Source organism: Dongia sp. P2_B8 (assembly GCF_056404715.1).
Window position 1 is genome coordinate 114,118 of the sequence record NZ_JBFUDM010000009.1, and the last position, 23,606, is coordinate 137,723.

General features: G+C 61.2%; 21 protein-coding genes and 1 tRNA gene. 20 read left to right on the top strand and 2 right to left on the bottom strand.

Annotated elements, in window-relative coordinates:
• The first annotated feature begins 88 nt into the window (after nt 1-88).
• Nucleotides 89-1,207: an efflux RND transporter periplasmic adaptor subunit gene (locus AC1DWZ_RS21665; protein ID WP_477171033.1), complete on the top strand. Its 1,119-nt coding sequence runs from the start codon at nt 89-91 to the stop codon at nt 1,205-1,207.
• Complete coding sequence (locus AC1DWZ_RS21670; protein ID WP_477171034.1) at nt 1,207-4,323, top strand: efflux RND transporter permease subunit; 3,117 nt, start codon at nt 1,207-1,209, stop codon at nt 4,321-4,323. Before AC1DWZ_RS21665 ends, AC1DWZ_RS21670 begins: the two co-directional genes overlap by 1 nt.
• A gap of 56 nt (nt 4,324-4,379) precedes the next feature.
• Here the strand turns inward: AC1DWZ_RS21670 and AC1DWZ_RS21675 are convergent, their stop codons facing one another.
• Nucleotides 4,380-5,048 (bottom strand): alpha/beta hydrolase, encoded by a 669-nt coding sequence (locus AC1DWZ_RS21675; protein ID WP_477171035.1) that lies wholly within the window; start codon nt 5,046-5,048, stop codon nt 4,380-4,382.
• A gap of 292 nt (nt 5,049-5,340) precedes the next feature.
• On the opposite strand from AC1DWZ_RS21675, the gene epsC reads away from it, so the two are divergent.
• The 18 genes from epsC (at nt 5,341) to AC1DWZ_RS21765 (ending at nt 21,350) form a co-directional block, all read left to right on the top strand.
• Nucleotides 5,341-6,120 carry a serine O-acetyltransferase EpsC gene (gene epsC / locus AC1DWZ_RS21680; RefSeq protein ID WP_477171036.1) on the top strand — a complete coding sequence of 260 codons (780 nt, stop codon included), beginning with the start codon at nt 5,341-5,343 and terminating at the stop codon, nt 6,118-6,120.
• Nucleotides 6,121-6,168: 48 nt separating this feature from the next.
• Nucleotides 6,169-6,696 carry an Rrf2 family transcriptional regulator gene (locus AC1DWZ_RS21685; protein WP_477171037.1) on the top strand — a complete coding sequence of 176 codons (528 nt, stop codon included), beginning with the start codon at nt 6,169-6,171 and terminating at the stop codon, nt 6,694-6,696.
• A 37-nt stretch (nt 6,697-6,733) separates the two neighbouring features.
• The gene (locus tag AC1DWZ_RS21690) at nt 6,734-7,876 is read left to right on the top strand and encodes a cysteine desulfurase family protein (protein WP_477171038.1); all 1,143 of its coding nucleotides are present in this window, start codon (nt 6,734-6,736) and stop codon (nt 7,874-7,876) included.
• Nucleotides 7,877-7,901: 25 nt separating this feature from the next.
• A complete protein-coding gene (locus tag AC1DWZ_RS21695; protein ID WP_477171039.1) occupies nt 7,902-9,161 on the top strand; it encodes an IscS subfamily cysteine desulfurase in 1,260 nt (419 codons plus the stop codon).
• A 39-nt stretch (nt 9,162-9,200) separates the two neighbouring features.
• Nucleotides 9,201-9,599, top strand: a complete 399-nt coding sequence (gene iscU / locus AC1DWZ_RS21700) for a Fe-S cluster assembly scaffold IscU (RefSeq protein WP_477171040.1) — start codon at nt 9,201-9,203, stop codon at nt 9,597-9,599.
• A gap of 5 nt (nt 9,600-9,604) precedes the next feature.
• Nucleotides 9,605-10,009, top strand: a complete 405-nt coding sequence (locus AC1DWZ_RS21705; protein ID WP_477171041.1) for a HesB/IscA family protein — start codon at nt 9,605-9,607, stop codon at nt 10,007-10,009.
• A 9-nt stretch (nt 10,010-10,018) separates the two neighbouring features.
• Nucleotides 10,019-10,666, top strand: coding sequence for a Fe-S protein assembly co-chaperone HscB (gene hscB, locus AC1DWZ_RS21710; protein ID WP_477171042.1), 648 nt, complete (start codon nt 10,019-10,021; stop codon nt 10,664-10,666).
• On the top strand, nt 10,666-12,576 hold the full coding sequence (gene hscA / locus AC1DWZ_RS21715; RefSeq protein ID WP_477171043.1) for a Fe-S protein assembly chaperone HscA: 1,911 nt from the start codon (nt 10,666-10,668) through the stop codon (nt 12,574-12,576). The genes hscB and hscA overlap by 1 nt, the downstream gene beginning before the upstream one ends.
• Before the next feature lie 52 nt (nt 12,577-12,628).
• Nucleotides 12,629-12,964 (top strand): ferredoxin family 2Fe-2S iron-sulfur cluster binding protein, encoded by a 336-nt coding sequence (locus tag AC1DWZ_RS21720; RefSeq protein WP_477171044.1) that lies wholly within the window; start codon nt 12,629-12,631, stop codon nt 12,962-12,964.
• A gap of 16 nt (nt 12,965-12,980) precedes the next feature.
• Complete coding sequence (iscX, locus tag AC1DWZ_RS21725; RefSeq protein WP_477171045.1) at nt 12,981-13,187, top strand: Fe-S cluster assembly protein IscX; 207 nt, start codon at nt 12,981-12,983, stop codon at nt 13,185-13,187.
• 20 nt (nt 13,188-13,207) lie between these two features.
• The gene (locus tag AC1DWZ_RS21730) at nt 13,208-14,530 is read left to right on the top strand and encodes an alpha/beta fold hydrolase (protein ID WP_477171046.1); all 1,323 of its coding nucleotides are present in this window, start codon (nt 13,208-13,210) and stop codon (nt 14,528-14,530) included.
• A 26-nt stretch (nt 14,531-14,556) separates the two neighbouring features.
• The gene (mnmA, locus tag AC1DWZ_RS21735; protein ID WP_477171047.1) at nt 14,557-15,738 is read left to right on the top strand and encodes a tRNA 2-thiouridine(34) synthase MnmA; all 1,182 of its coding nucleotides are present in this window, start codon (nt 14,557-14,559) and stop codon (nt 15,736-15,738) included.
• 64 nt (nt 15,739-15,802) lie between these two features.
• The gene (locus tag AC1DWZ_RS21740) at nt 15,803-16,135 is read left to right on the top strand and encodes an SCP2 sterol-binding domain-containing protein (protein WP_477171048.1); all 333 of its coding nucleotides are present in this window, start codon (nt 15,803-15,805) and stop codon (nt 16,133-16,135) included.
• A gap of 122 nt (nt 16,136-16,257) precedes the next feature.
• Nucleotides 16,258-16,332, top strand: a tRNA-Met gene (locus AC1DWZ_RS21745).
• A 63-nt stretch (nt 16,333-16,395) separates the two neighbouring features.
• Nucleotides 16,396-16,914, top strand: coding sequence for a thermonuclease family protein (locus tag AC1DWZ_RS21750; protein WP_477171049.1), 519 nt, complete (start codon nt 16,396-16,398; stop codon nt 16,912-16,914).
• Nucleotides 16,915-17,487: 573 nt separating this feature from the next.
• Entirely contained in the window at nt 17,488-18,546 is a 1,059-nt protein-coding gene (locus tag AC1DWZ_RS21755) for a catalase family peroxidase (RefSeq protein WP_477171050.1), read from the top strand.
• A complete protein-coding gene (locus tag AC1DWZ_RS21760) occupies nt 18,543-19,088 on the top strand; it encodes a cytochrome b (RefSeq protein ID WP_477171051.1) in 546 nt (181 codons plus the stop codon). The genes AC1DWZ_RS21755 and AC1DWZ_RS21760 overlap by 4 nt, the downstream gene beginning before the upstream one ends.
• A gap of 777 nt (nt 19,089-19,865) precedes the next feature.
• Nucleotides 19,866-21,350 (top strand): GGDEF domain-containing protein, encoded by a 1,485-nt coding sequence (locus AC1DWZ_RS21765; protein WP_477171052.1) that lies wholly within the window; start codon nt 19,866-19,868, stop codon nt 21,348-21,350.
• Nucleotides 21,351-21,395: 45 nt separating this feature from the next.
• On the opposite strand, the gene AC1DWZ_RS21770 is transcribed toward AC1DWZ_RS21765, so the two are convergent.
• The gene (locus AC1DWZ_RS21770) at nt 21,396-23,606 is read right to left on the bottom strand and encodes a CHASE2 domain-containing protein (protein WP_477171053.1); all 2,211 of its coding nucleotides are present in this window, start codon (nt 23,604-23,606) and stop codon (nt 21,396-21,398) included.

A 23,606-nucleotide genomic window follows, 5' to 3' on the forward strand; every position in this document is an offset into this window, starting at 1 on the left:
TAGATTGCGCTCGACATTTAAGTTTGATATAGATGTCGTTCGAAATCTAAATTGCGTGGCGTCACACTTTTCAACGAGGATCATCGGCATGAGGCGCAAACGGCTTCTGTTCATTGGCGTGATTGCGCTTGTGGCTTCAGGCGTCACCGCATTCACGGTCATTTCGCAAGGGCTGAAAGGCGATGCCTCGGCCGTTGCCGATCCACGGAACGCCGCGCAGCTCGTCAAAGTCGCCAACGCGATAACCGTGGCCGGCGTCGAGCGCGCCTTTACCGGTACGATTGCGGCGCGGATACAAAGCAATCTGGGCTTTCGTGTGCCGGGCAAGATCGTCGAACGTCTTGTAGATGTCGGCCAGCAGGTCAAGGCTGGCCAGCCATTGATGCGTGTCGACGACACCGATCTGCGTCTCACCTTGATTGCCAAGCACAATGCGGTTGCCGCCACGCGCGCGGTCCTGGTTCAGGCCAAAGCAGACGAGAAGCGTTATGCCGCTATGATCAAGACTGGACTTGCGGCGACCCCGCAACGCTATGAACAGGCCAAGGCGGCGTTGGACACGGCTCTGGCACAGCTCGCCGTAGCAAAGGCGGAAGCGGACGTCGCCGAGAACGAAACGACCTATGCCATCCTGCGGGCTGGTGCGGACGGAACGGTGGTTGCCACGCTCGGCGAGCCCGGGCAGGTCGTCGCGGCGGGACAGACTGTGGTTCAACTGGCGCATGCCGGCCCGCGTGAGGCGGTGGTCGCGCTCCCGGAAACGATCCATCCTGCATTAGGTTCGGTGGCCGAAGCTAGCATCTATGGCAGCAACGAGCTGCGCAGCAAGGCAGTCCTTCGGCAAATTTCCGATGCCGCTGATGCCCAGACCCGCACCTACGAGGCGCGTTACGTGCTTGAGGGAGACGCAGCCTCAGCGCCGCTCGGCTCGACGGTGACGGTCCGACTCTCCGATGGCGAAAGGCAGTCGGAGGTGGCCGTGCCGATCGGCGCCGTGCTGGATGATGGCAGCCGTACCGGGGTTTGGATTCTCGACCGAGGTTCTTCAACCGTGCACTTCGTGCCCATTCAGATCAAAGGGCTCGGCAGTGACACCGCGATTGTGACCGGCGTCAAGCTTGGACAAGAAGTGGTGGCGCTCGGGGCGCATCTTCTAAAGGACGGAGCGTCAGTCAGGACTGATCTTCGAGCCGAGGCAGCGAACTGATGAGCTTCAATCTTTCAGCCCTTGCGGTTCGCGAGCGGGCAGTTACTCTTTTCTTCATCGTCCTTCTGGCTGCCGCCGGCGTCTACGCTTTCGTCAAGTTGGGACGAGCGGAGGACCCCTCATTCACGATCAAAAGTCTGACCGTTTCGTCCGTATGGCCAGGTGCCACGGCGCGCGAGATGCAAGACCTCGTCGCCGAGCCGCTCGAGAAACGCATTCAGGAGCTCACTTGGTACGACCGCGTCGAAACCATAACGCGCCCCGGCTTTGCCTTTCTCACCGTCACGCTGAAGGACAGCACGCCGCCCGCCGCCGTCCAGGAAGAGTTCTACCAGGCGCGTAAGAAGCTCGGAGACGAGGCCCGGAACCTGCCTCCAGGTGTACTCGGCCCCTTCGTCAACGACGAGTTTTCCGATGTGAGCTTCGCACTGTATGCGCTGAAAGCCCAGGGCATGCCGATGCGCGAACTGGCGCGGCAGGCCGAAGTCATCCGGCAGGATCTTCTGCATGTGCCGGGGGTCAAGAAGATCAACATCCTTGGAGAAAAGCCGGAACAGATTTTCGTCGAGTTCTCCTACGCCAAGCTGGCAACGCTCGGCGTGTCCGCGCAGGACATCGCCACCGCTCTGCAAAGACAAAATACCGTGACGCCTGCAGGATCGATCGACACGCGCGGTCCGCAGGTCTTCATTCGATTCGACGGTGCCTATGACAGTATCCAGTCTATTGCCGACACGCCGATCGTGGCTGGTGGGCGCACATTGAAGCTGTCCGATATCGCGGATGTTCAGCGCGGCTATCAGGATCCGGAGACATATATCATTCGCCATCAGGGCGAACCCGCCATCATGCTTGCGGTCGTGATGCAGCAGGGCTGGAATGGCCTCGACCTCGGCAAAGCACTCGAAGCACGCTCCGGCGCGATCGCCCAGACGCTGCCGCTCGGCATGACGCTCGCCAAGGTCAGCGATCAGGCCGTCAACATCGACGCTGCCGTCGGCGAGTTCATGCTGAAATTCGCGATGGCGCTTGGTGTCGTGCTATTCGTGAGCCTGGTTAGTCTCGGCTGGCGGGTCGGCATCGTCGTGTCGCTGGCTGTTCCGCTGACGCTTGCCGTCGTCTTCCTCATCATGCTGGAAACCGGCAGGTTCTTTGACCGCATTACCCTCGGCGCGCTCATCCTGGCGCTCGGCCTTCTCGTCGACGACGCCATCATCGCCATCGAAGTGATGGTGGTAAAGATGGAAGAGGGTATGGACCGCATCAAGGCCGCCGCCTATGCCTGGAGCCATACAGCAGCTCCGATGTTGTCGGGCACGCTCGTGACAATCATCGGCTTGATGCCGGTGGGCTTTGCCAGATCAAGCGCCGGTGAGTACGCGGGTAACATTTTCTGGGTGGTCGGCTTTGCGCTGATCGTCTCCTGGATTGTCGCTGTGGTCTTCACGCCTTACCTCGGCGTCAAGATGCTGCCGGCGATCAAGCCCGTGGAGGGTGGCCATCGTGCGATCTACGGCACACCGAATTATCGGCGGCTGCGCAGCGTCATTAAATTCACCGTGCAGCACAAGTTCGTGACATGCGCAGTCGTGGTCATCACGCTTGCTCTTTCGGGCGTTGGAATGGGTGCGGTGAAGCAACAGTTCTTCCCGACGTCGGATCGTCCCGAGGTGCTGGTCGAAGTCCGCTTGCCGGAAGGCACCAGCATCGAAACAACGAGTGCAGCGGTTGAAAAGGTCGAGGGCTGGTTAAAGAATCAGTCCGAGGCCAAGATCGTCACGAGTTACATTGGCCAAGGCGCTCCGCGCTTCTTCTTTGCCATGGCGCCGGAATTGCCCGATCCCGCCTTCGCCAAGATCGTCGTACTGACTGCTGATGCTGAGGCGCGCGAGGGGTTGAAGCATCGACTCCGCCAAGCAATCTCGGACGGCCTTGCGCCTGAAGCCTTCGTGCGTGTCACGCAGCTCGTGTTCGGTCCCTACACGCCGTTTCCCGTTGAGTTCCGCATCATGGGGCCCGATCCTGCGCAGCTCTACCGGATATCCGAGGAAGCCCTCGGCATCATGAAAGGCGTTCCGGACGTCCGGCAGGCAAACCGGGATTGGGGCAATCGTTCGCCTGCACTTCGCTATATTCCTGACCAGGAGCGGCTAAACCTGATTGGCCTTTCGCCAGCCGAAGCAGCCCAGCAGATGCAATTGTTGCTGAGCGGTATTCCGGTCACGCAGGTTCGCGAGGACATCCGCAATGTGCCGGTCGTGGCGCGCAGTGCTGGCGAAAACCGCCTGGATCCTGCGCGGCTGGCAGATTTCTCGCTGATGAGCCGTGACGGCCGGCAGGTTCCGCTTGATCAGATCGGACATTCGGAAATCCGGTTTGAGGAACCGATCCTCAAACGTCGCGATCGAACGCCTGTCATCACGATCCGGTCGGACATCAATGAGGCATCCCAGCCCCCGGAAGTCTCGCAGCAGGTCATGACGGCGCTACAGCCGCTGATCGCCTCGCTGCCGGTCGGATATCGCATTGAGATGGCTGGAAGCATCGAGGAATCTCTCAAGGCCAATGCCGCGCTTGCCAAGATATTCCCGGCCATGATCGCCGCCACGCTGATTGTCATCATACTGCAGGTTCGCAGCCTCTCGACGATGACCATGGTCATACTGACCGCGCCGCTTGGCCTTGCCGGAGCGGTTCCCATGCTGATCGCTTTTGATCAGCCGTTCGGCTTCAATGCCATTCTCGGATTGATCGGACTAGCCGGCATTCTGATGCGCAACACCCTGATCCTGACGGAGCAGATCAAGGAAAATCAGGCGGCGGGTCTGGATGATTATCACGCTGTCATCGAGGCGACGGTGCAGCGGACACGTCCGGTTATCCTGACGGCTGTTGCGGCCGTCCTGGCCTTCATTCCGCTCACCCATTCGGTGTTCTGGGGATCCATGGCCTACACGCTGATTGGCGGCACGGCAGTCGGCACGGTGATGATCCTGCTTTTCCTGCCAGCCCTCTACGCCGCATGGTTCCGGATCAAACCGACGGCAGATGAAGCGCACACGCCGGACGAACAGGCTGGCGCTTTGCCGTCGAATACTGCGAGGGCCGCCGAATAGAGGGACCTCGCCGTGAAAACAACCGTTCGCACGGCGAGAAAAGCCTCAGACAATCATCACTTCCCCGCGCGTGACTTGGCGGCGGCTTCCGGCAAGGCGGTATCGAGATAGGTGTCGCAGATGCCGCCCAGCGTATCGAGATGCTCGGTGAAGAAGTGCGAGGCGCCCGGCACGATCTGATAGTCGATCTTGATGCCGCGCTGATGGGTGAGTTTGGTCACCAGCTTCTGCACGGATTCCACCGGCACGACATTGTCCTGGTCGCCCTGGACCACGAGCCCTGAAGACGGGCAGGGGGCGAGGAAGCTGAAATCATAGATGTTGGCCGGCGGCGCCACCGAGATGAAGCCGGAGATTTCCGGGCGCCGCATGAGGAGCTGCATGCCGATCCAGGCGCCGAACGAGAAGCCGGCGATCCAGCATTGCGGGGCGTTGGGGTTCCAGGTCTGCAGCCAATCCAGCGCCGCCGCGGCGTCGCTCAATTCCCCTTCACCACGGTCAAACTTTCCCTGGCTGCGGCCGACGCCGCGGAAGTTGAATCGTAGGACTGAAAACCCACGCTGTTGAAAGCATTGATACAAGGTGTAGACCACCTTGTTGTTCATGGTCCCGCCATGCTGGGGATGCGGATGAAGCATGAGGGCTATGGGCGAATTGGGGGAGCTCGCCTGCTGGTAGCGGCCTTCAAGCCGGCCTTCCGGCCCGTTCATGATAATTTCAGGCATTTCTCGTCCAATTAGCTGATATAAATCAGCAGGTTATAGATTCAGGCCAGCGCGCTGCCGAACCTCAAATCCAGACGCCCCTTGGTCACCGAATTGACTCATAGTTGACTTAAGTCAATGGGAATCAATTGGCTAGGGCCGAGGCTATGACGATCAATACTTGATCGTGCTACTCAGGTACATTATATCAGCTTCGAACCGGTGATAGCACCGCAAGGCCATGCCAATAGTTGACCGTTAGAATCAGTTATTGGCCGGAACCGGCGGCGCGCTAATAAACACGATGGCGATCATGTTTTTCAAGAAAATTGCGGCCGATCTTGATGCAATGATGGCACGCGACCCGGCTGCCCGGTCGCGGCTGATGGTGGCGCTGACCTATCCGTGCTTCCACGCCGTCCAGCTGCATCGCCTGGCACGGCCGGTCTATTTGGCCGGTTTCCCGACCTTTGCCCGCATGATTTCCCAGTTTTCGCGCTTTATCACCGGCATCGAGATCCACCCCGGCGCCCAGATCGGGCAGCGTTTGTTCATCGACCATGGCATGGGTGTCGTGATCGGCGAGACGGCGGTGATCGGTGACGATGTGACGCTTTATCACGATGTCACCCTGGGCGGCATCGCGCCGGCCATCAATTCGGCATCGCAAGTCAATGTGAAGCGTCACCCGACCCTGGAAGACGGCGTCATCATCGGTGCCGGCGCCCAGGTGCTGGGCGACATCATTGTCGGCAAGGGTGCGCGGGTCGGCGGCAATGCCGTGGTGATCAAGAGCGTGCCGGCGAACAGTGTTGCTGTCGGCGTCCCGGCGCGGATCGTCATGCCGAAGGAATGTGGCAGCGAGTTTGCGGCCTATGGCATCCCGACCCAGGATCTGCCCGACCCGGTGGCGCGCGCCATCGAAGGGCTGCTGGAGCAGATCAACCGCATGCAGGGCCGTATCACGGTGCTGGAGAGCGAATTGGACGGATTTGCCGCTGGGACTGCCGGGAAGGTGCCCAACGCTAATGGCGATGGCAATGGTCATGATCAAGCCGGCGCGGACAATACGCGTCGTTTCGGACGGAATTGAGAGCCGGGTCGCCCCCTTGCGCGACCTAGCCAGCTGAGGAGAAGTGTCATGAGATTGAGCACCAAGGGCCGCTACGCCGTGATGGCGCTCGTTGATCTGGCGACCCATAGCCAGGGCCGACCGGTCTCGCTTGCTGATATTTCCAGCCGCCAGGAAATATCGCTGTCCTATCTTGAGCAGCTGTTCGCCAAGTTGCGGCGGGCCGGGCTGGTCAAATCCGTGCGCGGTCCGGGCGGCGGCTATCTGCTGGCGCGCACTGTCGACGATACCCGCATTGCCGATGCGATCCTGGCGGTCGACGAGCCGATCCGGGCGACACGCTGCAAGCCGAACACGGCGACCGGCTGCCATTCCGACAAGTCGCGCTGCCTGACCCACGATTTGTGGGAAGAACTGTCGCGCCAGATCCATCTGTTCCTGAGCTCCGTGTCGCTGGGCGATGTGGTCGAGCGCCGCGTGCTCGGCACCGCCCACAAGATCGATGGCGCCAGGGCTGATGGTGCGGGCGCCGATGGCACGGGTGCCACGAATGGTGCTTCGCATCCGGGCGATCCGGCCGCAGCTGCGGCGGAATAGAAGATAGTCATCACCTGAAAGGACGACCGTTAGCCAGATGAGCCGCGGTATTTACATGGACTGGAATGCGACCGCTCCGCTGCGCCCCTCGGCGCTGGCGGCGATGACGGCCGCGTTGCAGGAAGTGGGGAACCCGTCTTCGGTTCATGCTTTCGGCCGTCGTGCCCGTGCCTGGGTCGATCATGCCCGCGAGGCTGTGACGGCTCTGGTGGGTGCCAAGGCGCCGCTGGTGACGTTCACCTCCGGTGGGACCGAAGCCAACAACCTCGCCCTCAACACACGTTTCAACCGGCCGCTGGTTGTTTCGGCGATCGAGCATGAATCGGTGCTGCGGCCAGCGCGCCTTGCCGGTGCGCAGATCGCGCGTGTCGGCCGCAATGGCGAGATCGATGTGGCGCATCTTTCACATCTTCTCGATAAGGCGGGTGCTCCGGCCTTCGTCTCGGTGATGCTGGCCAATAACGAGACCGGCGTCATTCAGCCGGTGGCGGAGATCGCGCGCGTCGCCAGGGCCAAGGGTGCCGTGGTGCATTGTGATGCGACGCAGGCCATCGGCCGTATCGCCGTCGATATCAATGAACTCGGCGTCGACTACCTCACCATGTCGGCGCACAAGATCGGTGGCCCGCAAGGTGTCGGTGCCTTGGTACTGGGCGGTGAGTTGCCGGTGGAACCGCTGGTGCAGGGCGGTGGCCAGGAACGCAATCGCCGCGGCGGCACGGAGAATGTGGCCGCGATCGCCGGCTTCGGTGCCGCGGCACAAGATGCGGTATCGCTTGCCGACAGCGACCGGATCACGGCGCTGCGCGATATGCTGGAAGAGAAGTTGGTTGGTTTCGGTCTGCCGCTCACCGTCTTTGGCCGGTCCGCAGCGCGCCTGCCCAACACGACCTGCTTTGCCAGCGGCACCAAGACGGCGGAAACGCTGGTGATGGCGCTGGATCTCGCGGGTATCGCGATTTCGGCGGGCTCTGCCTGTTCGTCCGGCAAGGTACGGCCGAGCCATGTGATTTCAGCGATGGGCTTCGACGCAGCGACAGCGGGTTCCGCCATTCGCGTCAGTCTGGGCTGGCAAAACGCCCAAGCCGACATAGATCAATTCATAGCTGCCTGGGAGCGCGTGCAGCGCGCCGGGCTGGCTCGTAGCGACGCTGCCGATTCACGTATCTCGGCAGCGTAAAGAGAAGAAGGGTAAAGACAGAATCATGACCATTGCCAACCAGAATCAGAAGCCGACAGCTGGTGCCAACGTCCCGAAGCTGCCGATCTATCTGGACTATCAGGCGACGACGCCGTGCGATCCGCGCGTGGTCGAGGTGATGCTGCCTTACTTCACCGAGAAATTCGGCAACCCGCATTCGCGCAACCACCAATATGGCTGGGATGCGGAAGCCGGCGTCGAGAAGGCACGCGCCCAGGTTGCCAGCATCATCAAGGCCGATGAGAAGGAAATCATCTTCACCTCGGGTGCCACGGAATCCAACAACCTCGCGATCAAGGGTGTGGCGCACTTCTACAAGGACAAGAAGAACCACATCATCACCACGGTGACCGAGCATAAATGCGTGCTCGATTCCTGCCGCCATCTTGAGCTGGAAGGATTCGAGGTCACCTATCTGCCGGTGCAGCAGAACGGCCTCATCGATCTTGACGTGTTGCGCAAGGCGATCACCCCGAAGACCGCCGTCGTCTCGATCATGGCGGTCAACAATGAGATCGGCGTCATTCAGCCTTTGGCCGAGATCGGCAAGATCTGCCGCGAGAACCATGTGTTCTTCCATACCGATGCGGCGCAGGCGGTCGGCAAGATTCCGATCGATGTCGATGCGATGAACATCGATTTGCTGTCGATCTCAGGTCACAAGATTTACGGGCCGAAGGGTATCGGTGCCTTGTATGTGCGCCGCAAGCCGCGCGTGCGCCTGGAAGCACTCATTCACGGTGGTGGCCAGGAGCGCGGTTTCCGCTCAGGCACTTTGCCGACGCCGCTCTGCGTGGGTCTCGGTGAAGCCTGTGCCATCGCCGAGCGGGAAATGGGCGCCGAGGCCGAGCGCCTGAAGAAGCTGAGCCAGCGTCTCTACAAGGGCATCACCGACAAGCTCGAGGAAGTGTATCTCAACGGTGACGCGGAGCATCGCATCCCGGGCAACCTCAACATCTCCTTTGCCCATGTCGAAGGCGAAGGCCTGATGATGGGGATCAAGGATCTATGCGTCTCGTCCGGGTCGGCCTGCACCTCGGCGTCGCTGGAGCCTTCCTACGTGCTGCGCGCGCTGGGTGTTGAAGTTGAAATGGCGCACACCTCGCTGCGTCTGGGTATCGGCCGCTTTACGACCGAGCAGGAAGTTGACTATGCCGTCGAACATCTGGTGCAGGCCGTGTTGCGCCTCCGCGAGATGAGCCCGCTTTGGGAGATGGCACAGGCAGGGATTGATATCAAATCGATCCAATGGGCCGAGCACTAAGCGCCGGAACATTGGACAGTGAGCTTGAAGGAGTAGGTCATGTATAGCGATAAAGTCGTCGACCATTATGAGAACCCCCGCAACGTGGGTGGTTTCGGCAAGGAAGAAGCCGGCGTCGGTACCGGCCTGGTTGGCGCGCCCGCCTGCGGCGACGTCATGAAGCTGCAGATCAAGGTCGGCGCTGACGGCCGTATCGAAGACGCGCGCTTCAAGACCTTTGGCTGCGGTTCGGCCATTGCCTCCTCGTCGCTGGCGACCGAATGGGTCAAGGGCAAGACGCTCGATGAAGCCGAGACGATCAAGAACACCGAGATCGCGCAGTTCCTGTCATTGCCGCCGGTGAAGATCCATTGTTCGGTTCTTGCCGAAGATGCGATCAAGGCGGCGATCAAGGATTACCGCGAGAAGACCGGTTCTGCGGACAAGGCGGCGGAATGAGCGAGATGAGCACAAAGGCGGAAGTTGCGGCACCTGCCGCAACAGCTGCTGCGCCGGCAAAGCCCGCACGGCGCCCGAAGCCGGCCGCCATCACGGTGACGCCGGCAGCGGTCGCGCGCGTGCGCGAACTGCTGGAAAAGCGCGGCAAGCCGTCGGCCGGCATCCGCATCGGCATTCGCTCGAAGGGCTGCTCGGGCCTCTCCTACACGATCGAATATGCCGACGCACCCGGTGTCGGCGATGAATCGGTCGAGCTGGACGGTGTCACGGTTCTCATTGACCCGAAGGCGTCGCTGTTCATCTTCGGGACAGAAATGGATTTCGTGGAAGAAAAGCTGCAATCCGGCTTCGTGTTCCGCAATCCCAATGAGAAGGGGCGCTGCGGTTGCGGCGAATCCTTCCACGTCTGAGTGGGTGCGATGGCTGTGGTTGAAAAAATCGGCGGAGCAGGTGCCGGGGGCGCCGGCGCGACATTCGTGCCGTGTTGGTCCTGCAAGGGTCCGGTAGCAAGCCGGGCGCTGTTCTGCCACACCTGCGGTGCCGTTCAGGCCCCCGGTTCCACCGATCATTTTACGCGCCTTGGCATGGCGCCCAGTTTCGACCTCGATGACGAGAAGCTGGAGAAGCAGTATCTCGGCTTCCAGCGCGTGCTGCATCCCGACCGCTTTGCCGGCAAGCCGGCCAAGGAACGCGTCATCGCGGAGAGCCAAGCCGTGGCACTCAACGAAGCCTATGAGACGCTGAATGATCCGCTGAAGCGCGCCACCTATCTGTTGCGCCTCAAAGGCGTCAATTCCGAGGTGGCCGAGGAAAAGACCGTCAACGATCCGGTCCTGCTCATGGAAGCGATGGAGAAGCGCGAGGCGCTCTCCGAGGCTGAGAGCGCGGACGCCATCGAAGAGCTGATGATCAGCGCCGGTGCAACCGCGATCCAGCTGCTGAGCGACATCTCGCTGGCCTTTGCCGCGGACGATTTGGCGGCGGCCAACCGGTCCGTCCTGCGCTTCAAATATTTGCGCAAATTCCTGGAAGAAGCGCGCCTGCGTCGCGCGGCCTTGGAGTCCTGATGTTACTGCAGATTCACGAGCCGGGCGAAACGCCGGAGCCGCATGCGCTGGAGCGCAGCCAGGCGATCGGCATCGATCTCGGCACCACCAATTCCGTGGTGGCGATGGTGTCCGGCGATCATCCGGAAGTGTTGCGCGACGGGTCCGGCGATGGGCTGGTGCCGTCGGTCGTGGCCTATGTCTATGACGAGCCGATCGTCGGCAAGCCGGCTCAGGCCGAGCTCGCACATCATCCAGATCTTGTCATCTCCTCGATCAAGCGGCTGATGGGCCGTGGTGCTGCCGATGTGAAGACACTGGCCGGTGCGCTGCCCTACGAATTGGCGCCTGCCGAGGAGGGCAAGCCAGGGGACAAGAAGTTTGGTGGCATGGTGCGTCTCAAGGTAGGCGACCAGATTCTCTCGCCGGTCGAAATTTCGGCCGACATCTTGAAGGCGCTGAAGCTGCGCGCCGAGATCAGCCTGGGACACAAGGTCGAGAAGGCGGTCATCACGGTGCCGGCCTATTTCGACGATGCCGCGCGCACCGCGACCAAGGATGCAGCGCGCTTGGCCGGCCTCGAAGTCCTGCGCCTGGTCAATGAACCGACGGCGGCGGCACTTGCCTATGGGCTCGATAGTGCGGCGGAAGGCATCTATGCCGTCTACGATCTGGGCGGCGGCACATTCGATATCTCGCTCCTCAAGTTGCAAAAGGGCGTGTTCCAGGTTTTGGCGACCGGTGGCGATGCGCAATTGGGCGGCGATGATTTTGATCATGCGTTGGCCGAATGGGCCATGCGCCGTACCGGCATCGTTGGCTTGACCAGCGGTGAAGCGAAGATCCTGCTGCAGGCGGCGCGGGCTGCCAAGGAACGGTTGACCACGGCATCCGGCGCCGAATTGAAGGCGACGGTGGCAGGGCACGATGTGCGCCAATCGATCGACCGCGGCACCTTTGAAATTCTGATCGAACCCTTGCTGGGCCGCACCTTGCGCGCCTGCCGCCAGGTATTGGAAGACGCCAAGCTCACGGTGGCCGAGGTCAAAGGCGTGGTGCTGGTCGGTGGTTCAACGCGCGTGCCGCTGGTGCGTGCCTTTGTGGCGGACTTCTTCAAGCAGCAGCCTTTGGCCGACATCAACCCGGACGAAGTCGTGGCGGTGGGTGCGGCGCTGCAGGCCAAGGCGCTGACGCAAGGATCCGAGACCTTGTTGCTCGACGTCATTCCCTTGTCGCTCGGCATCGAGACGATGGGTGGCATCGTCGAGCGTGTGATCGAACGCAACACGCCCATTCCGGTGACCAAGGCGCAGGATTTCACCACCTACCAGGATGGCCAGACCGGCATGCTGATCCATGTCGTGCAGGGCGAACGGGAAACCGTCGATGCCTGCCGCTCGCTGGGTCGTCTCGAGCTTACGGGTATCCCTGCGATGGTGGCGGGGGCGGCGCGCATCCGTGTCACCTATGCTGTCGATGCGGACGGATTGTTGACGGTCAGTGCCGAAGAAAAGACGAAAGGCGTCAAGGCCGAGATCGCGGTGAAGCCGAGCTATGGCCTCTCCGATGACGAAATGGCCGACATGCTGCGCGACAGCCTGACCTATGCCCGTGAGGACATGGAAAAGCGCCTGCTCCTGGAATCACGGGTCGAGGCAGAGCGCGTTCTGCTCGCCCTGAATGCCGCCCTCAAGGCGGATGGCCCCCTGCTGTCACCTCAGGAACGGGCGGAAATCGACCGGGTGGCGCAAATCGTCAAGGAATTGATCGCCGGGGATGACCGGGTCCGGATCCATGCCGCCATGGAAGATTTGGACCGGGCGACCCATGATTTTGCCCAAAAACGCATGGACCGGGCCATCCAGATGGCCTTGAAGGGCCAGCGGCTTGACGAAGTTGAGGCCGGTATGGCAACTGACGGCGCGCAATAGGGATTAGCTGGGTCGGCCGGAAGTCGGGCCCGTGACGGAGAATGTGACCAAAATGCCGAAGATGACGTTTGTGAAACAGGATGGGTCCCGGGTCGAGTGCGAGGCCCCGCTGGGTCTCTCGGTGCTGGAAATCGCCCACCGCAACAGCATCGACCTGGAAGGTGCCTGTGAAGGGTCGCTTGCCTGCTCGACCTGCCATGTCGTCATCGACCCGGAATGGTACGATGTCCTGGTGGAAGCCAGTGAAGACGAGGAAGACATGCTCGACCTCGCCTTCGGTCTCACTCACACCTCGCGCCTCGGCTGCCAGATCAAGATGACCGAAGAGCTGGATGGCCTGGTCGTCAGCCTGCCGTCAGCGACGCGCAACATGCAGGTCGACAAGTAACGCGAGGCTATCCGCCATGGCGAAGAAACTGCGCTGGGTCGACGTGCATGACATCGCCATCGAACTCGAAGAACGCTACCCGGATGTCGACGTCGTCAATCTGCGCTTCACCGATCTGTGGAAATGGGTGCAGGAACTGCCCGATTTCGACGACGATCCTCAGAAGAGCAATGAGAAGGTGCTCGAGGCCATCCAGATGGCCTGGCTCGACGAGCGCGATTAGCTTCTCCAGCGTGGGCGTCCATGAGCAACAATAGCGGCCTCACGCGTTTTCTTGCCAAACCCTGGATCGATCCTTTGTGCCTGTGGGGGATGGGCTGGCTGCTGCCGGCGGCGCGCTGCTGGGCGGCGGCGGGAGCGGGCGATGTCGCGAGCTTTGCCAGGACACTAGATCTTCATGCCGTGCCAGGTGCGATTGCGGCGCGGGTGAAACAGACCGGTGAGCTTGGCCGCATTTCGGCTGCCGCACAGACGCGCTGGATCGAAGCAGCCTTTGGCGACGGGCATCATCTCGCTGCTGCCGAACGCGCGCGGCGCGAGGCGGCGCATAATTTTCTCGGCCATCGCTTCAGCTATATCTGGTTCGCACGGCGCGCGCGTCTGCCGGCGGTGCAACTGGATGTACCGCTGCCGGCCGCCATGAGCGCGGTGACGGGCGAGGGCGCACCCGATGCGTTCTTCGCCTTGCCGGAAATCCTGCCGGTGGTTGAGCGCAGTCATGTCATCGAGCATGACGACATTCGCGAATATTGGCTGCGTTTTCCCTCGCCCGACGATGCCGGCGATACCTGCTGGGTGCATGTCTATGAGGGGCGCGCCAAGGATGGCGCGCCGTTGCCCAACCTCATCTTCGGCCATGGTTTTGCCATGGAGATGGAGATGATGCGCGGCGATATGCGCGGCTATCGCGGCCTTGCCGCCAGCGGTTGCCGCATCCTGCTGCCGGATGCGCCGGGGCATAACAGGCGCACGGTGCCGGGTCTTTATGGCGGCGAGAGCTTCATGCGCCGGCCGCCGATTTCCGGCCTGCTGCATTTCCGACAGACGGCGCGCGAGCTGGCATCGATCATCCGCTGGTGCCGGGAAAATGGCGGCGGTGCTGTGGGCCTGGGCGGCACCAGCCTGGGGGCGCTCACCGCCCAGGTTCTCGCGGAACGCATGGGGACCTGGCCGGCGGTGGCCAAGCCTGATGTGCTGATGCTGATCACCACCACCGACAAAGTGAGTGCGCTCACCTTCAACTCGTCGCTGGCGGCGATCAGCGGTCTCGACAAGGCCGCCAAGTTCGCCGGCTGGACGGAGGCGGAAATCGCCCATCTCGCCCGGTTCACCGACAGCGGCGAAACGCCGCCCTTGGATCCAGCGAGGATCGTGCTCCTCATCGGGACCAGGGACGACGTCACCCCCTATGATGGCGGCCGACGGATGGCGGAAAATTGGCGGATTCCTGCGGAAAACCTGTTCGTCCGCGAACAGGGGCATTTCTCGGCGGCGATAGGCCTGGAAGCCGATCCGGCCCCCTTTATCCGCACGATAGACCTGCTAAAGCGGCAATTTGGCCGATAGCTGGCCCGATGTTATAAGCTCGTCCCATGAACTCACTCGGATTTCATAAGGCACCCGCCGATACAAGGGTCGTCGTCGCCATGTCCGGCGGCGTCGACAGCTCGGTCGTGGCTGCGCTCCTCAAGGAGCAGGGCTATGACGTGGTCGGTGTCACGCTGCAGCTCTACGACCATGGCGTGGCCCTGGCGCGGAAGGGCGCCTGCTGTGCTGGCCAAGACATTTATGACGCACGCATGGTGGCCGAGCGCCTCGACTTTCCCCATTACGTGCTGGATTACGAGAGCAAGTTTTCCGATGCGGTGATGCAGGAGTTTGCGGATTCTTACCTGAAGGGTGAGACGCCGATCCCCTGCGTGCGCTGCAATCAGCGGGTCAAGTTCCGCGATCTTTTGGACCAAGCACGTGACCTCGGCGGCGATTGCCTCGCGACCGGCCATTATGTGCGCCGGGTGATGACGGAGCAGGGTGCGGAACTCCACCGCGGTACGGACCCCATGCGCGACCAGAGCTATTTCCTGTTCGCGACCACGCAGGCGCAGCTYGATTATCTGCGCTTTCCGCTGGGCGACATTCCGAAGACCGAGACGCGGGCGATTGCCGAGCGCTTTGGCCTCGAGGTCGCGGGCAAGCCGGACAGCCAGGACATCTGTTTCGTGCCCAACGGCAATTACGTGAGCGTGGTCGAACGCCTGCGTCCTGGTGCTGCCGAGCCCGGCGAGATCGTGCATGTCGATGGCCATGTGCTGGGCACGCATAAGGGCATCGTGCATTACACGATCGGCCAGCGCCGTGGCATCGGCGTCAACGAGAAGGGCACCAACAACGAGCCGCTTTATGTGGTGCGCCTGGATGCGCAGGCAAAGCGCGTCTTCGTCGGCCCGAAGCAGGCCTTGGCGCGGGACGGCGTCACCTTGCGCGAGATGAATTGGCTGGGCCGTGCCGGTGAACCGATGCAGGATGTGGCGGTCGATGTGAAGCTGCGCTCGATGAGCCAGGCGGCACCAGGGCGCCTTGTGGTGGCTGAGAATGGTGTGGCCAGCATCGTGCTCGACGATCCGCAGTTCGGCATTGCGCCCGGCCAGGCGGCGGTGATCTATCAAGGGGAACGGTTGCTGGGCGGCGGCTGGATCGCTGCAACCGGTGTCAATGAGATGCAGGGCGCCGGATCTCCGGTCGCAGGTGAGAGGGCCGTCAGCGCTGCGGAGTGAATGAGCGTATAGTCAAGGCCAGCTAAAAATCAGGCCAGCTAAAATCAGGCCAGCTGAAATCAGGATGGGCAAAATCACGACGGGGGAATATCCGATGGAAGTCGATGCGTTGATGGACGAGATGCGCAAACGTGCGGCCCAGAACGTCAAGCTTGGCTACAAGGTGAAATTCCAGGTGGATGATGCGGTGATCTTCTGGGACGGCACCGAGCACCCGCCCGCCATCGGGTCCGAAGACCTGGGCGATGCCAACACGACCATCACCATCAGCCCGGAAAACCTGCAGAAACTGCTCGCCGGCAAGCTCGATCCGACGCTGGGCTACATGACCGGCAAGCTCAAGGTCGAGGGCAGCATGGGTGTCGCCCTGAAGCTCACCTCGATGTTCGGCGACTGAGCCGAATCTCCAAGCGATTTCAGTCGGTTGCGTTCTTCTTGACAGTTGGGGTAGGCCCCCTATATACGCATGCCGACCGACCGGGCCGCATGCGCCCGGCCCGGCCTCGCGTTCAGCGATGTGGCACCGTAGCTCAGCGGTAGAGCAGGGGAATCATAATCCCTTGGTCGGCGGTTCAAATCCGTCCGGTGCTACCATTCTGTCTTTCCTAACCCGCCCAATCGAAGGTTTAATACACAACGCTTCGTTCAGGAGGACAGATGCGGGTTGTCGCGGGATTCCTATTGATGCAGTTCTTGGCTACGCCAGTAATTGCGGCAGAGTTCGGATGTCTGGAAGAAGGGCGAAAGGATGGCTCATTCTTTGTTCGAGGGATGGCCACTGTCGTCGATGGCGATTCCATTCAGATAGAAGATTATCGGATCGACCTCATCAGCATAGAGGCGCCGCCACTCGGAACTATTTGCCGCACGGCTGCCGGTGATCGTTTTGACTGCGGCGAGGTAGCGAAACAACGCTTGAGTCGGCTTGTCATGGAAGATGGGCCGGTTACATCGTGTCTCATTCATTTTCCGATAGACCGGAAACGGGGATCTGGTTTCTGTGGGGTCTTCGATAAGGACAATTGCATCGCGCGCGACTATGGCGGACTGATGACCAGCCAAGGCTACGCACACGCTGGTCCGGTCGGCGAGTTTCCTACAAGTTCTCTCTACTGGGCGGGACACCGCGCCAGATATGAGAAGCGTGGTTTTTACGCCGGGAAGTTCCCCGAATAGATCTCAAAGCAACTTTTTATATTCTGCGTGCCGTCCGTCCCGAGGTTGGCCCGGCCGTGGCCCGGCCGGTCGCTAAGTCCATGCTATCTTTAGTTATACTCAGGGGATCATAATCCCTTGGTCGGCGGTTCAAATCCGTCCGGTGCTACCACACTCTTCTTCTGAAATACCTTCGGGGTGAGCGATCCCATCGGCAATTGTGATGAAGCTGATATGTCCCCCGGCCCCGGCTCGGATTTCCTCTAACCGCCTTTCCAGTTCGACAAATTTGTGACGCATCGTCGGCGTGCCCGTACCGTCCGCAATGGCCGTCACCAACCGTTCAATCTATGCCGACATGTCGTGCTCCAAGTTTGCGGCCGAGGCACGGCAGCGCTTCGCGGCAGCCGAAATGATCCGGCCCCGCTTCTCATACGCGCTGATGAAGGCGCCGATTGCCTCAGGCTGTATCAGGTGCTCGCGCCATGCACTAGGCATGGCCTATCATAATCGGCGCTGCGTTTTTCTGTTCTGACGGCGCGGGTGATGTGCAACTATCGCCCTACAAGCGCCCGCCGCAATCGAGGTTTAGATATGGCCCAGCAATCGTCAGGCTCCAGTCTCGCTTCCCTGACCGTCATCGCCGTCGTGATCGCCGTTGTCGTGGGCGCCTTCGCCTATACCGGCGGCTGGCTCTCGCCGGACCGCCTGAGCGGGGCGAAGCTGGTCCAGGCTCTCACCCCGCCCACCGGCCCCGCACTCGGCCACCGGCGCAATCACGCCAAGGGCATCTGTTTCACCGGCGAGTTCGAAGCCAACGGCAACGGTACCGCGCTCTCCAAGGCCCAGGTCTTTGTCGCGGGCCAGTATCCTGTCATCGGCCGCTTCAACTTCAGCACGCCAGATCCTAACGCGCCCGACGCGACCTCGCGTGTGCGGGGCCTCGGCCTCCAGATCTCGAAGCCCGGCGGTGCCGTGTGGCGCTCGGCAATGATCGATCCGCCGTTCTTCCCGGTGGCAACGCCGGAGGCCTTCTATGCGCTGCTACAGGCTTCAGGCAGCAAGGACCCGGACGCCATGAAGAACTTTGCCGCCGCCCATCCGGAGATCGCCGCCTTTGGCGCTTGGGCCGGGAGTGCCCCTTGGACCGAGTCCTATGCCGAGGTGACCTATAATGGCCTCAACGCCTTCCTGTTCGTGGACTCCTCCGGCGCGAAGCACGCGGTGCGCTGGTCGCTGAAGCCGCAAGCCGAAGCGAAGGGAATGAGCGGCGAGGAATTCGCCAAGCTCGGCCCCGACCATCTCGCCGAAGAGATCACCGCACGCGTGGCTGCAGCGCCGCAGCACTGGACCATGGTGGTGACTGTCGCCGATCCCAGCGACCCCACCGCCGACCCGAGCAAGGCCTGGCCGGCGGACCGCAAGTCGGTCGAGGTCGGTACGCTCACGGTGGACAAGATCCAGACGGAAGCCGACGGCTCCTGCCGCGACATCAACTTCGACCCGACCATATTGCCGGACGGTATTACGGTCTCTGACGATCCCTTTCCGGCGGCGCGTTCAGCCGCCTATGCCAAGTCCTTTGCCCTGCGCATGTCGGAGGAGAAGGATTATCCGCGCGGCGATGCAGCGAAGGAGGGCGCCCAGCCATGAGCCACCCCAGCACCCGTTTCCCTCGTACCCGCTTCAGTGCCCTGCAACGCCTGCTGCATTGGCTGATGGCGATCTGCATCATCGCCATGCTGTTCATCGGCGTCGGCATGGTCTCGACCATCGCGCCGAAATACGTGTCGCTGGTCGCTACGCACAAGGCGCTGGGGATCGCGATCCTGGTCCTGGCCGTGCTCCGCATCGTCGTGCGGCTGCGGTCCGGCACACCGCCGCTCCCGCACGATCTGCCGGAGCCGATGCGCCTCGCCGCCAAGCTTTCGCACTATGCGCTCTACACCTTGATGATCGCGATGCCGCTGCTAGGCTGGGGCATGGTCTCGGCCGGCGGCTATCCGGTCAAGCTGCTCTGGGGCATCCAGCTGCCCGCAATCGCGCCGCACAGCGACGCGCTCTTCACGCTGCTGCACACCGCGCATGTGACGCTGGCGTTTGCGTTCTTCGCCTTGATCCTGCTTCACATCGCCGCCGGCCTGTTTCACGCGCTGGTGCGCAAAGACGGGGTGTTCGAAAGCATGGCGCGATAGGCCGCACGCGCGCCACCTGGGGCCGGGCGGAATTTCCGCCGGTCGATATCTGTCGAAAGCCCTGGCGTTCATGATCCGCCGTACCTGTATTCGAGGTCCGGCGTCGCGAGCGCAGGATCGGATTTGGTGAACATGACCCTCTATGTGCTCGGCAATTTAGTTAGGGCAGGCTGATCGCCGCGAGGAGTATTGGACAATGTCTGGATACTCTAGTCGCAAAAAAACTGCAGCTCCCGGGCAGAGTGACGGGGAACCATAGTCCCTTGGTCGACGGTTCAATTCCGTCCGATACTGCCATTTTCTTCTCCTCACAAACGATTTTCGAGAGCGTTGCCTTTTGTTGGTGAGGGAAGTTTCGTCGACATGCATGTGTGCATGCAACGTCGGCGCATCTGGATCGGGGGCAGTCGTTCCTATGTCGACTTGCCTTCTTTGAGAGCTGGCATCTCGTGAAGACGATGCGCCATGGATAGATCTTCGATTGCGGCTGCGTCTTGCATTCGTGCCGAATCATCTTTCGCATCGCTTTGCAGGAGGCGATTGGATTCCAATTGGCATCTAAGACGTCCTCGTTGGATGCGGCAATATCCTCTCCTACACGTTTGGGTCGTTAAAATGAGTATCTCTTCCTCAAATTTCAAAAAAATGCTTCAAGGGTCTCGACATTGGACGACAATGCGCTCTCCATTGTCTTCGACCTGATTGCGCATCTGGCATCGATGTATCGCAGTCCTGGACTGCAAGTCCCGCGTTGGTGACGTTACTGTCAGGCAGTGTATGCAGAAGACAAAAACTCGCCAGTCATGGGCCTACCTCTCCAATGAATTGGCGGGGCCGCGGGAGATTCGTTCTGCCTGGGCGACGGTATTGGTGTCGGCTGCGATATTCATCGCGGCTGTGTCATATGCCAGAACGCCGCTCGCGCAGTTCCCCGTCTTCATCCCGGTCTATGTCACCGCTTTGGTGATCTGCGATCTCGTCACCGCCGTGCTGCTGTTTGGGCAATACCGGGCCTTCAGGTCATTGGCACTGCTGGTGCTGGCGGGTGCCTACCTATTCACCGCAATGATCACGTCGGCCTATGCGCTGATTTTTCCTGGGTTGTTTGCGCCGACAGGATTGCTGGGTTCCGGTTCTCAGACATCCTCTGCGATGTACATGTTCTGGCATGCGGGTTTCCCGCTGCTGGTGATGACGTATGCCCTGGTTAAGGAGGAGGGCCCCGAGGCACTGAAACTAGGCGGTCTGAGGCGCGGCAATGCGCGGGTCGGGATACTGACTGTTGTTGCCATTGTGTTGCTTGTGGTCGCGGGGTTCACCGCTTTTGCCACCGCGGAGCAGCGCTTTCTGCCCGTGTTCCTGGAGGTCAATCGCACAACAGTCACCGGCAAAACCTTCCTGGTGAGCATCTGGTTGTTGAGCCTTGTGGCTCTGTGGCTGCTATGGCGCAGTAAGCCTCACCGGGTGCTGGACGTCTGGCTCCATGTCGTGATGTGCGTGTGGCTGTTCGATATCGCACTGTCCGCCGTCCTCAATACGGGGCGCTATGATCTCGGCTGGTATGTGGGACGCATCTATGGGGTGCTGGCGGCTTGTTTCCTGTTGGTCGTGCTGCTCAGCGAGAACGCACGCTATTATGCCCGGCTGGTGCAAATTTCCGCGGAATTGAGGACTGCAAACAATGTCCTGTTGCAGATGTCGATGCAGGACGGGTTGACCGGCCTTGCCAATCGCCGCTCATTCGATAAATACCTCGCTGAACAGATGGCGGTTGCGGTGCGCCATAGACGTTCGTTGGCGCTGGTCTCCATCGATGTCGATCATTTCAAGGCCTATAATGACCAGTACGGACATCCGGCAGGAGATGATTGCCTGAAGCAGATTGCCGTTGCACTGGATGCATGCTGTCAGCGTCCGGCCGATTTGGTGGCGAGATATGGTGGAGAAGAGTTCGCAATCCTGTTGCCCGACACCGACAGCGCCGGTGCATTGCTTGTCGCCGAAGCCGCGCGAGTGGCAGTTGCCAAGCTGAAGGTTCCCCACGGCAATTGCTCAACCGGACGTTATGTCAGCATCAGCAACGGCGTGGCTGTCCACCAGCCGCCCAGTTGCATGACGTCGGAGAAGCTGATCGTGACTGCAGACAAGGCTCTCTATCAAGCAAAGGCAAACGGACGCAACCAGGTGGTCCTGGCCGACGCCTCGTCCATTGAGCCGATTCAGATAACGACGGCAGCGATGAGCGTGAAGGAGGCATCATAAGAAGACCATCGGGGCTGTGGTTTAAATTCGTCCGATGCCTGGCCCTTACGGCTTCCGGTCGCGTTCGCGGCGCAGGATGGCGGCATCGATATGCTCATAGAGCGGCTCCAGCTCTTTATGCTGGGTCACCAGGCGGCACTGCGACAGATAATGGAGAGCGCCCCGCGTATCACCGATGCCCAGGGCGGCGATCAGTTCCGTCAGCAGTGTCTTCAATTGCGGCAGGAATGGACTGTCGCGCAGCGCCGGACCGCCCAACACTGCGAACATCTGGGTACTCTGCAGCTTGCCTTTGACGGTTGCTTCGCCCAAGGGCAGCAAGGCAAGTTCTGTCGTCAGCCGCTCGGTCGCTCCGCCGATCAGGATATCGATGCCGAAATTCTTGGTCTGGCCTTCGATGCGCGAAGCGAGGTTGACGTCGTCGCCCATGACCGAATAGTTGAAGCGTTGCTGCGACCCGAGATTGCCGACCAGGCAGGCGCCGGAATTGATACCGATGCCCATGCGGATCGGCATGAAGTTCGTGCCGTGCGCCTCCGCTTCCAACTCGAGTTCTCCATTCAAGATGGCAAGCCGTTGCCGCATCTCGAGTGCTGCCAGGCAGGCATGATCGGCATGATGCGGATCGTCAAGCGGTGCGTTCCAGAAAGCCATGATGCTATCGCCGATATATTTGTCGATCGTGCCGCGATGCTGAAGAACGGCATCGCTCATGGGCGTCAGGAACCTGTTGAGAAGCAGTGTGAGGTCTTCGGGCGTCGTCTGTTCCGAAAGGGTTGTGAAGTCGCGGATGTCGCAGAACAGGACCGTGATCAGGCGCATTTCTCCTCCAAGGCGCAGTCGCGATGGATCTGACGCAAGCTGTTCCACCATTGCCGGGGCCAGATAGTGGCTGAACGCCGAGCGCACGGCGCGGCGTTCGACATCGGACCGGAAGTACGACGATAAAGATCCGATGATGAAGACGACAAGCGCCGCAAGACCCGGATAGATGGGATCGAACAGCTGCCCGGCCTCGATAAAGGCATACCATGCGGCTCCGACGGCGGCTGACATGGCAGCCGCCCCAAGCATGGCGCAGCCGACGGGACCGACGCGCGGCAACAGAAGAATCATCGCGCCGCCAAGGACGATGAGAAAGGCGAGCTCCGGGAGCAATGTCCAGTAGGGACGGTTGAGCGAGACGCCAGTCAAGATCTGTTCGGCGATCTGTGCGTGGATTTCAACGCCGGGTGTCACGGGATTGTTAGGCGTGGCGCGCAGGTCGAGGAGACCCGGTGCGCTCGTGCCGATGAACAGGATAGAGTCCTTGAGGTTGAGCGGCTCCCCGGCCAAGACGCGCCAGGCCGAAATCGTGCGGGCGGGAATGCGTCCGCTGTCGTAAAGCCAGATCTGGCCATGCTCGTCGGTGAGCGGTGTGAGGCGCCCAATCTTGACCTCGGCAATGCCTTCGACGTCGATGACGTGGTGTGCCAGTTTCTGCCACCATGCCTGATAGCCGGTTGAGCCCGAGGCCTTGACCACGATCGTCGAGGCCTTCTGCGACACCCGCAATGCTTCGCTGACCAGGCTGGGGTAGAGCGTGTTGCCACCTGCGATCAAGGTCGGCAGGCGCCGGACGATGGCATCGCCTTCATTGACGAGATTGATGCTGCCCAACCCCTTTGCGGATTTCTGAAGATCGGGCAGGCTGGAAATTGCGTTGGAAAAGCGCGGTACGAACCCACGCGGGTCTCGTTCGCCGCCGCCGCCCGTGACCGCCATGCCGCTTTTGCGCTTTGGCAGAGTACCCGGTGTATCGGGACCCGTAAGGATGAAGCCAAGGACGACAGGGGCGGTCTTGAATGCTGTGGCGAGCGTATCGTCCGGGTCGGCGACGCGCTTGACGATGGCCTGTGTCAGCGGATCCTCACTGGTGAGGCCCCAGCCCGCTGTGGCTGCCTCAGGCCCCGTGCGGTCCTTTTCGGGAAAGACGATGTCGAGGGCGATGACCTTGGCGCCGGCCTGCGTCAGGCGGGTGATGAGATCCGCCATCAGGCTGCGCGGCCAAGGCCACTGGCCGTAATGCTGCAGGCTCTCATTGTCGATGTCGATGACCTTGACCGGCGTTTCGACATAGGCGCGCGGGCTGACCCACTGGAAGATGTCAAAGATGCGCATGCGCATTTCCGACATGACCACTGGATCGTGGATGCGCAGCAGGACGGCGCCAAGAAGGACCAGGATCGGCAGTCCGCGTTGCAGTAGGTAAATCAT

What these genes read in the sequence shown, in the direction of transcription:
- AC1DWZ_RS21670 (WP_477171034.1), top strand. Translation starts at nt 1,207, where the DNA reads ATGAGCTTCAATCTTTCAGCCCTTGCGGTTCGCGAGCGGGCAGTTACT.
- AC1DWZ_RS21750 (WP_477171049.1), top strand. Translation starts at nt 16,396, where the DNA reads ATGCGGGTTGTCGCGGGATTCCTATTGATGCAGTTCTTGGCTACGCCA.
- epsC (WP_477171036.1), top strand. Translation starts at nt 5,341, where the DNA reads ATGTTTTTCAAGAAAATTGCGGCCGATCTTGATGCAATGATGGCACGC.
- AC1DWZ_RS21755 (WP_477171050.1), top strand. Translation starts at nt 17,488, where the DNA reads ATGGCCCAGCAATCGTCAGGCTCCAGTCTCGCTTCCCTGACCGTCATC.
- AC1DWZ_RS21740 (WP_477171048.1), top strand. Translation starts at nt 15,803, where the DNA reads ATGGGCAAAATCACGACGGGGGAATATCCGATGGAAGTCGATGCGTTG.
- AC1DWZ_RS21765 (WP_477171052.1), top strand. Translation starts at nt 19,866, where the DNA reads ATGCAGAAGACAAAAACTCGCCAGTCATGGGCCTACCTCTCCAATGAA.
- AC1DWZ_RS21695 (WP_477171039.1), top strand. Translation starts at nt 7,902, where the DNA reads ATGACCATTGCCAACCAGAATCAGAAGCCGACAGCTGGTGCCAACGTC.
- iscX (WP_477171045.1), top strand. Translation starts at nt 12,981, where the DNA reads ATGGCGAAGAAACTGCGCTGGGTCGACGTGCATGACATCGCCATCGAA.
- hscB (WP_477171042.1), top strand. Translation starts at nt 10,019, where the DNA reads ATGGCTGTGGTTGAAAAAATCGGCGGAGCAGGTGCCGGGGGCGCCGGC.
- hscA (WP_477171043.1), top strand. Translation starts at nt 10,666, where the DNA reads ATGTTACTGCAGATTCACGAGCCGGGCGAAACGCCGGAGCCGCATGCG.
- AC1DWZ_RS21675 (WP_477171035.1), bottom strand. Translation starts at nt 5,048, where the DNA reads ATGCCTGAAATTATCATGAACGGGCCGGAAGGCCGGCTTGAAGGCCGC.
- AC1DWZ_RS21690 (WP_477171038.1), top strand. Translation starts at nt 6,734, where the DNA reads ATGAGCCGCGGTATTTACATGGACTGGAATGCGACCGCTCCGCTGCGC.
- AC1DWZ_RS21685 (WP_477171037.1), top strand. Translation starts at nt 6,169, where the DNA reads ATGAGATTGAGCACCAAGGGCCGCTACGCCGTGATGGCGCTCGTTGAT.
- AC1DWZ_RS21770 (WP_477171053.1), bottom strand. Translation starts at nt 23,606, where the DNA reads ATGATTTACCTACTGCAACGCGGACTGCCGATCCTGGTCCTTCTTGGC.
- AC1DWZ_RS21760 (WP_477171051.1), top strand. Translation starts at nt 18,543, where the DNA reads ATGAGCCACCCCAGCACCCGTTTCCCTCGTACCCGCTTCAGTGCCCTG.
- AC1DWZ_RS21720 (WP_477171044.1), top strand. Translation starts at nt 12,629, where the DNA reads ATGCCGAAGATGACGTTTGTGAAACAGGATGGGTCCCGGGTCGAGTGC.
- AC1DWZ_RS21665 (WP_477171033.1), top strand. Translation starts at nt 89, where the DNA reads ATGAGGCGCAAACGGCTTCTGTTCATTGGCGTGATTGCGCTTGTGGCT.
- AC1DWZ_RS21730 (WP_477171046.1), top strand. Translation starts at nt 13,208, where the DNA reads ATGAGCAACAATAGCGGCCTCACGCGTTTTCTTGCCAAACCCTGGATC.
- AC1DWZ_RS21705 (WP_477171041.1), top strand. Translation starts at nt 9,605, where the DNA reads ATGAGCACAAAGGCGGAAGTTGCGGCACCTGCCGCAACAGCTGCTGCG.
- iscU (WP_477171040.1), top strand. Translation starts at nt 9,201, where the DNA reads ATGTATAGCGATAAAGTCGTCGACCATTATGAGAACCCCCGCAACGTG.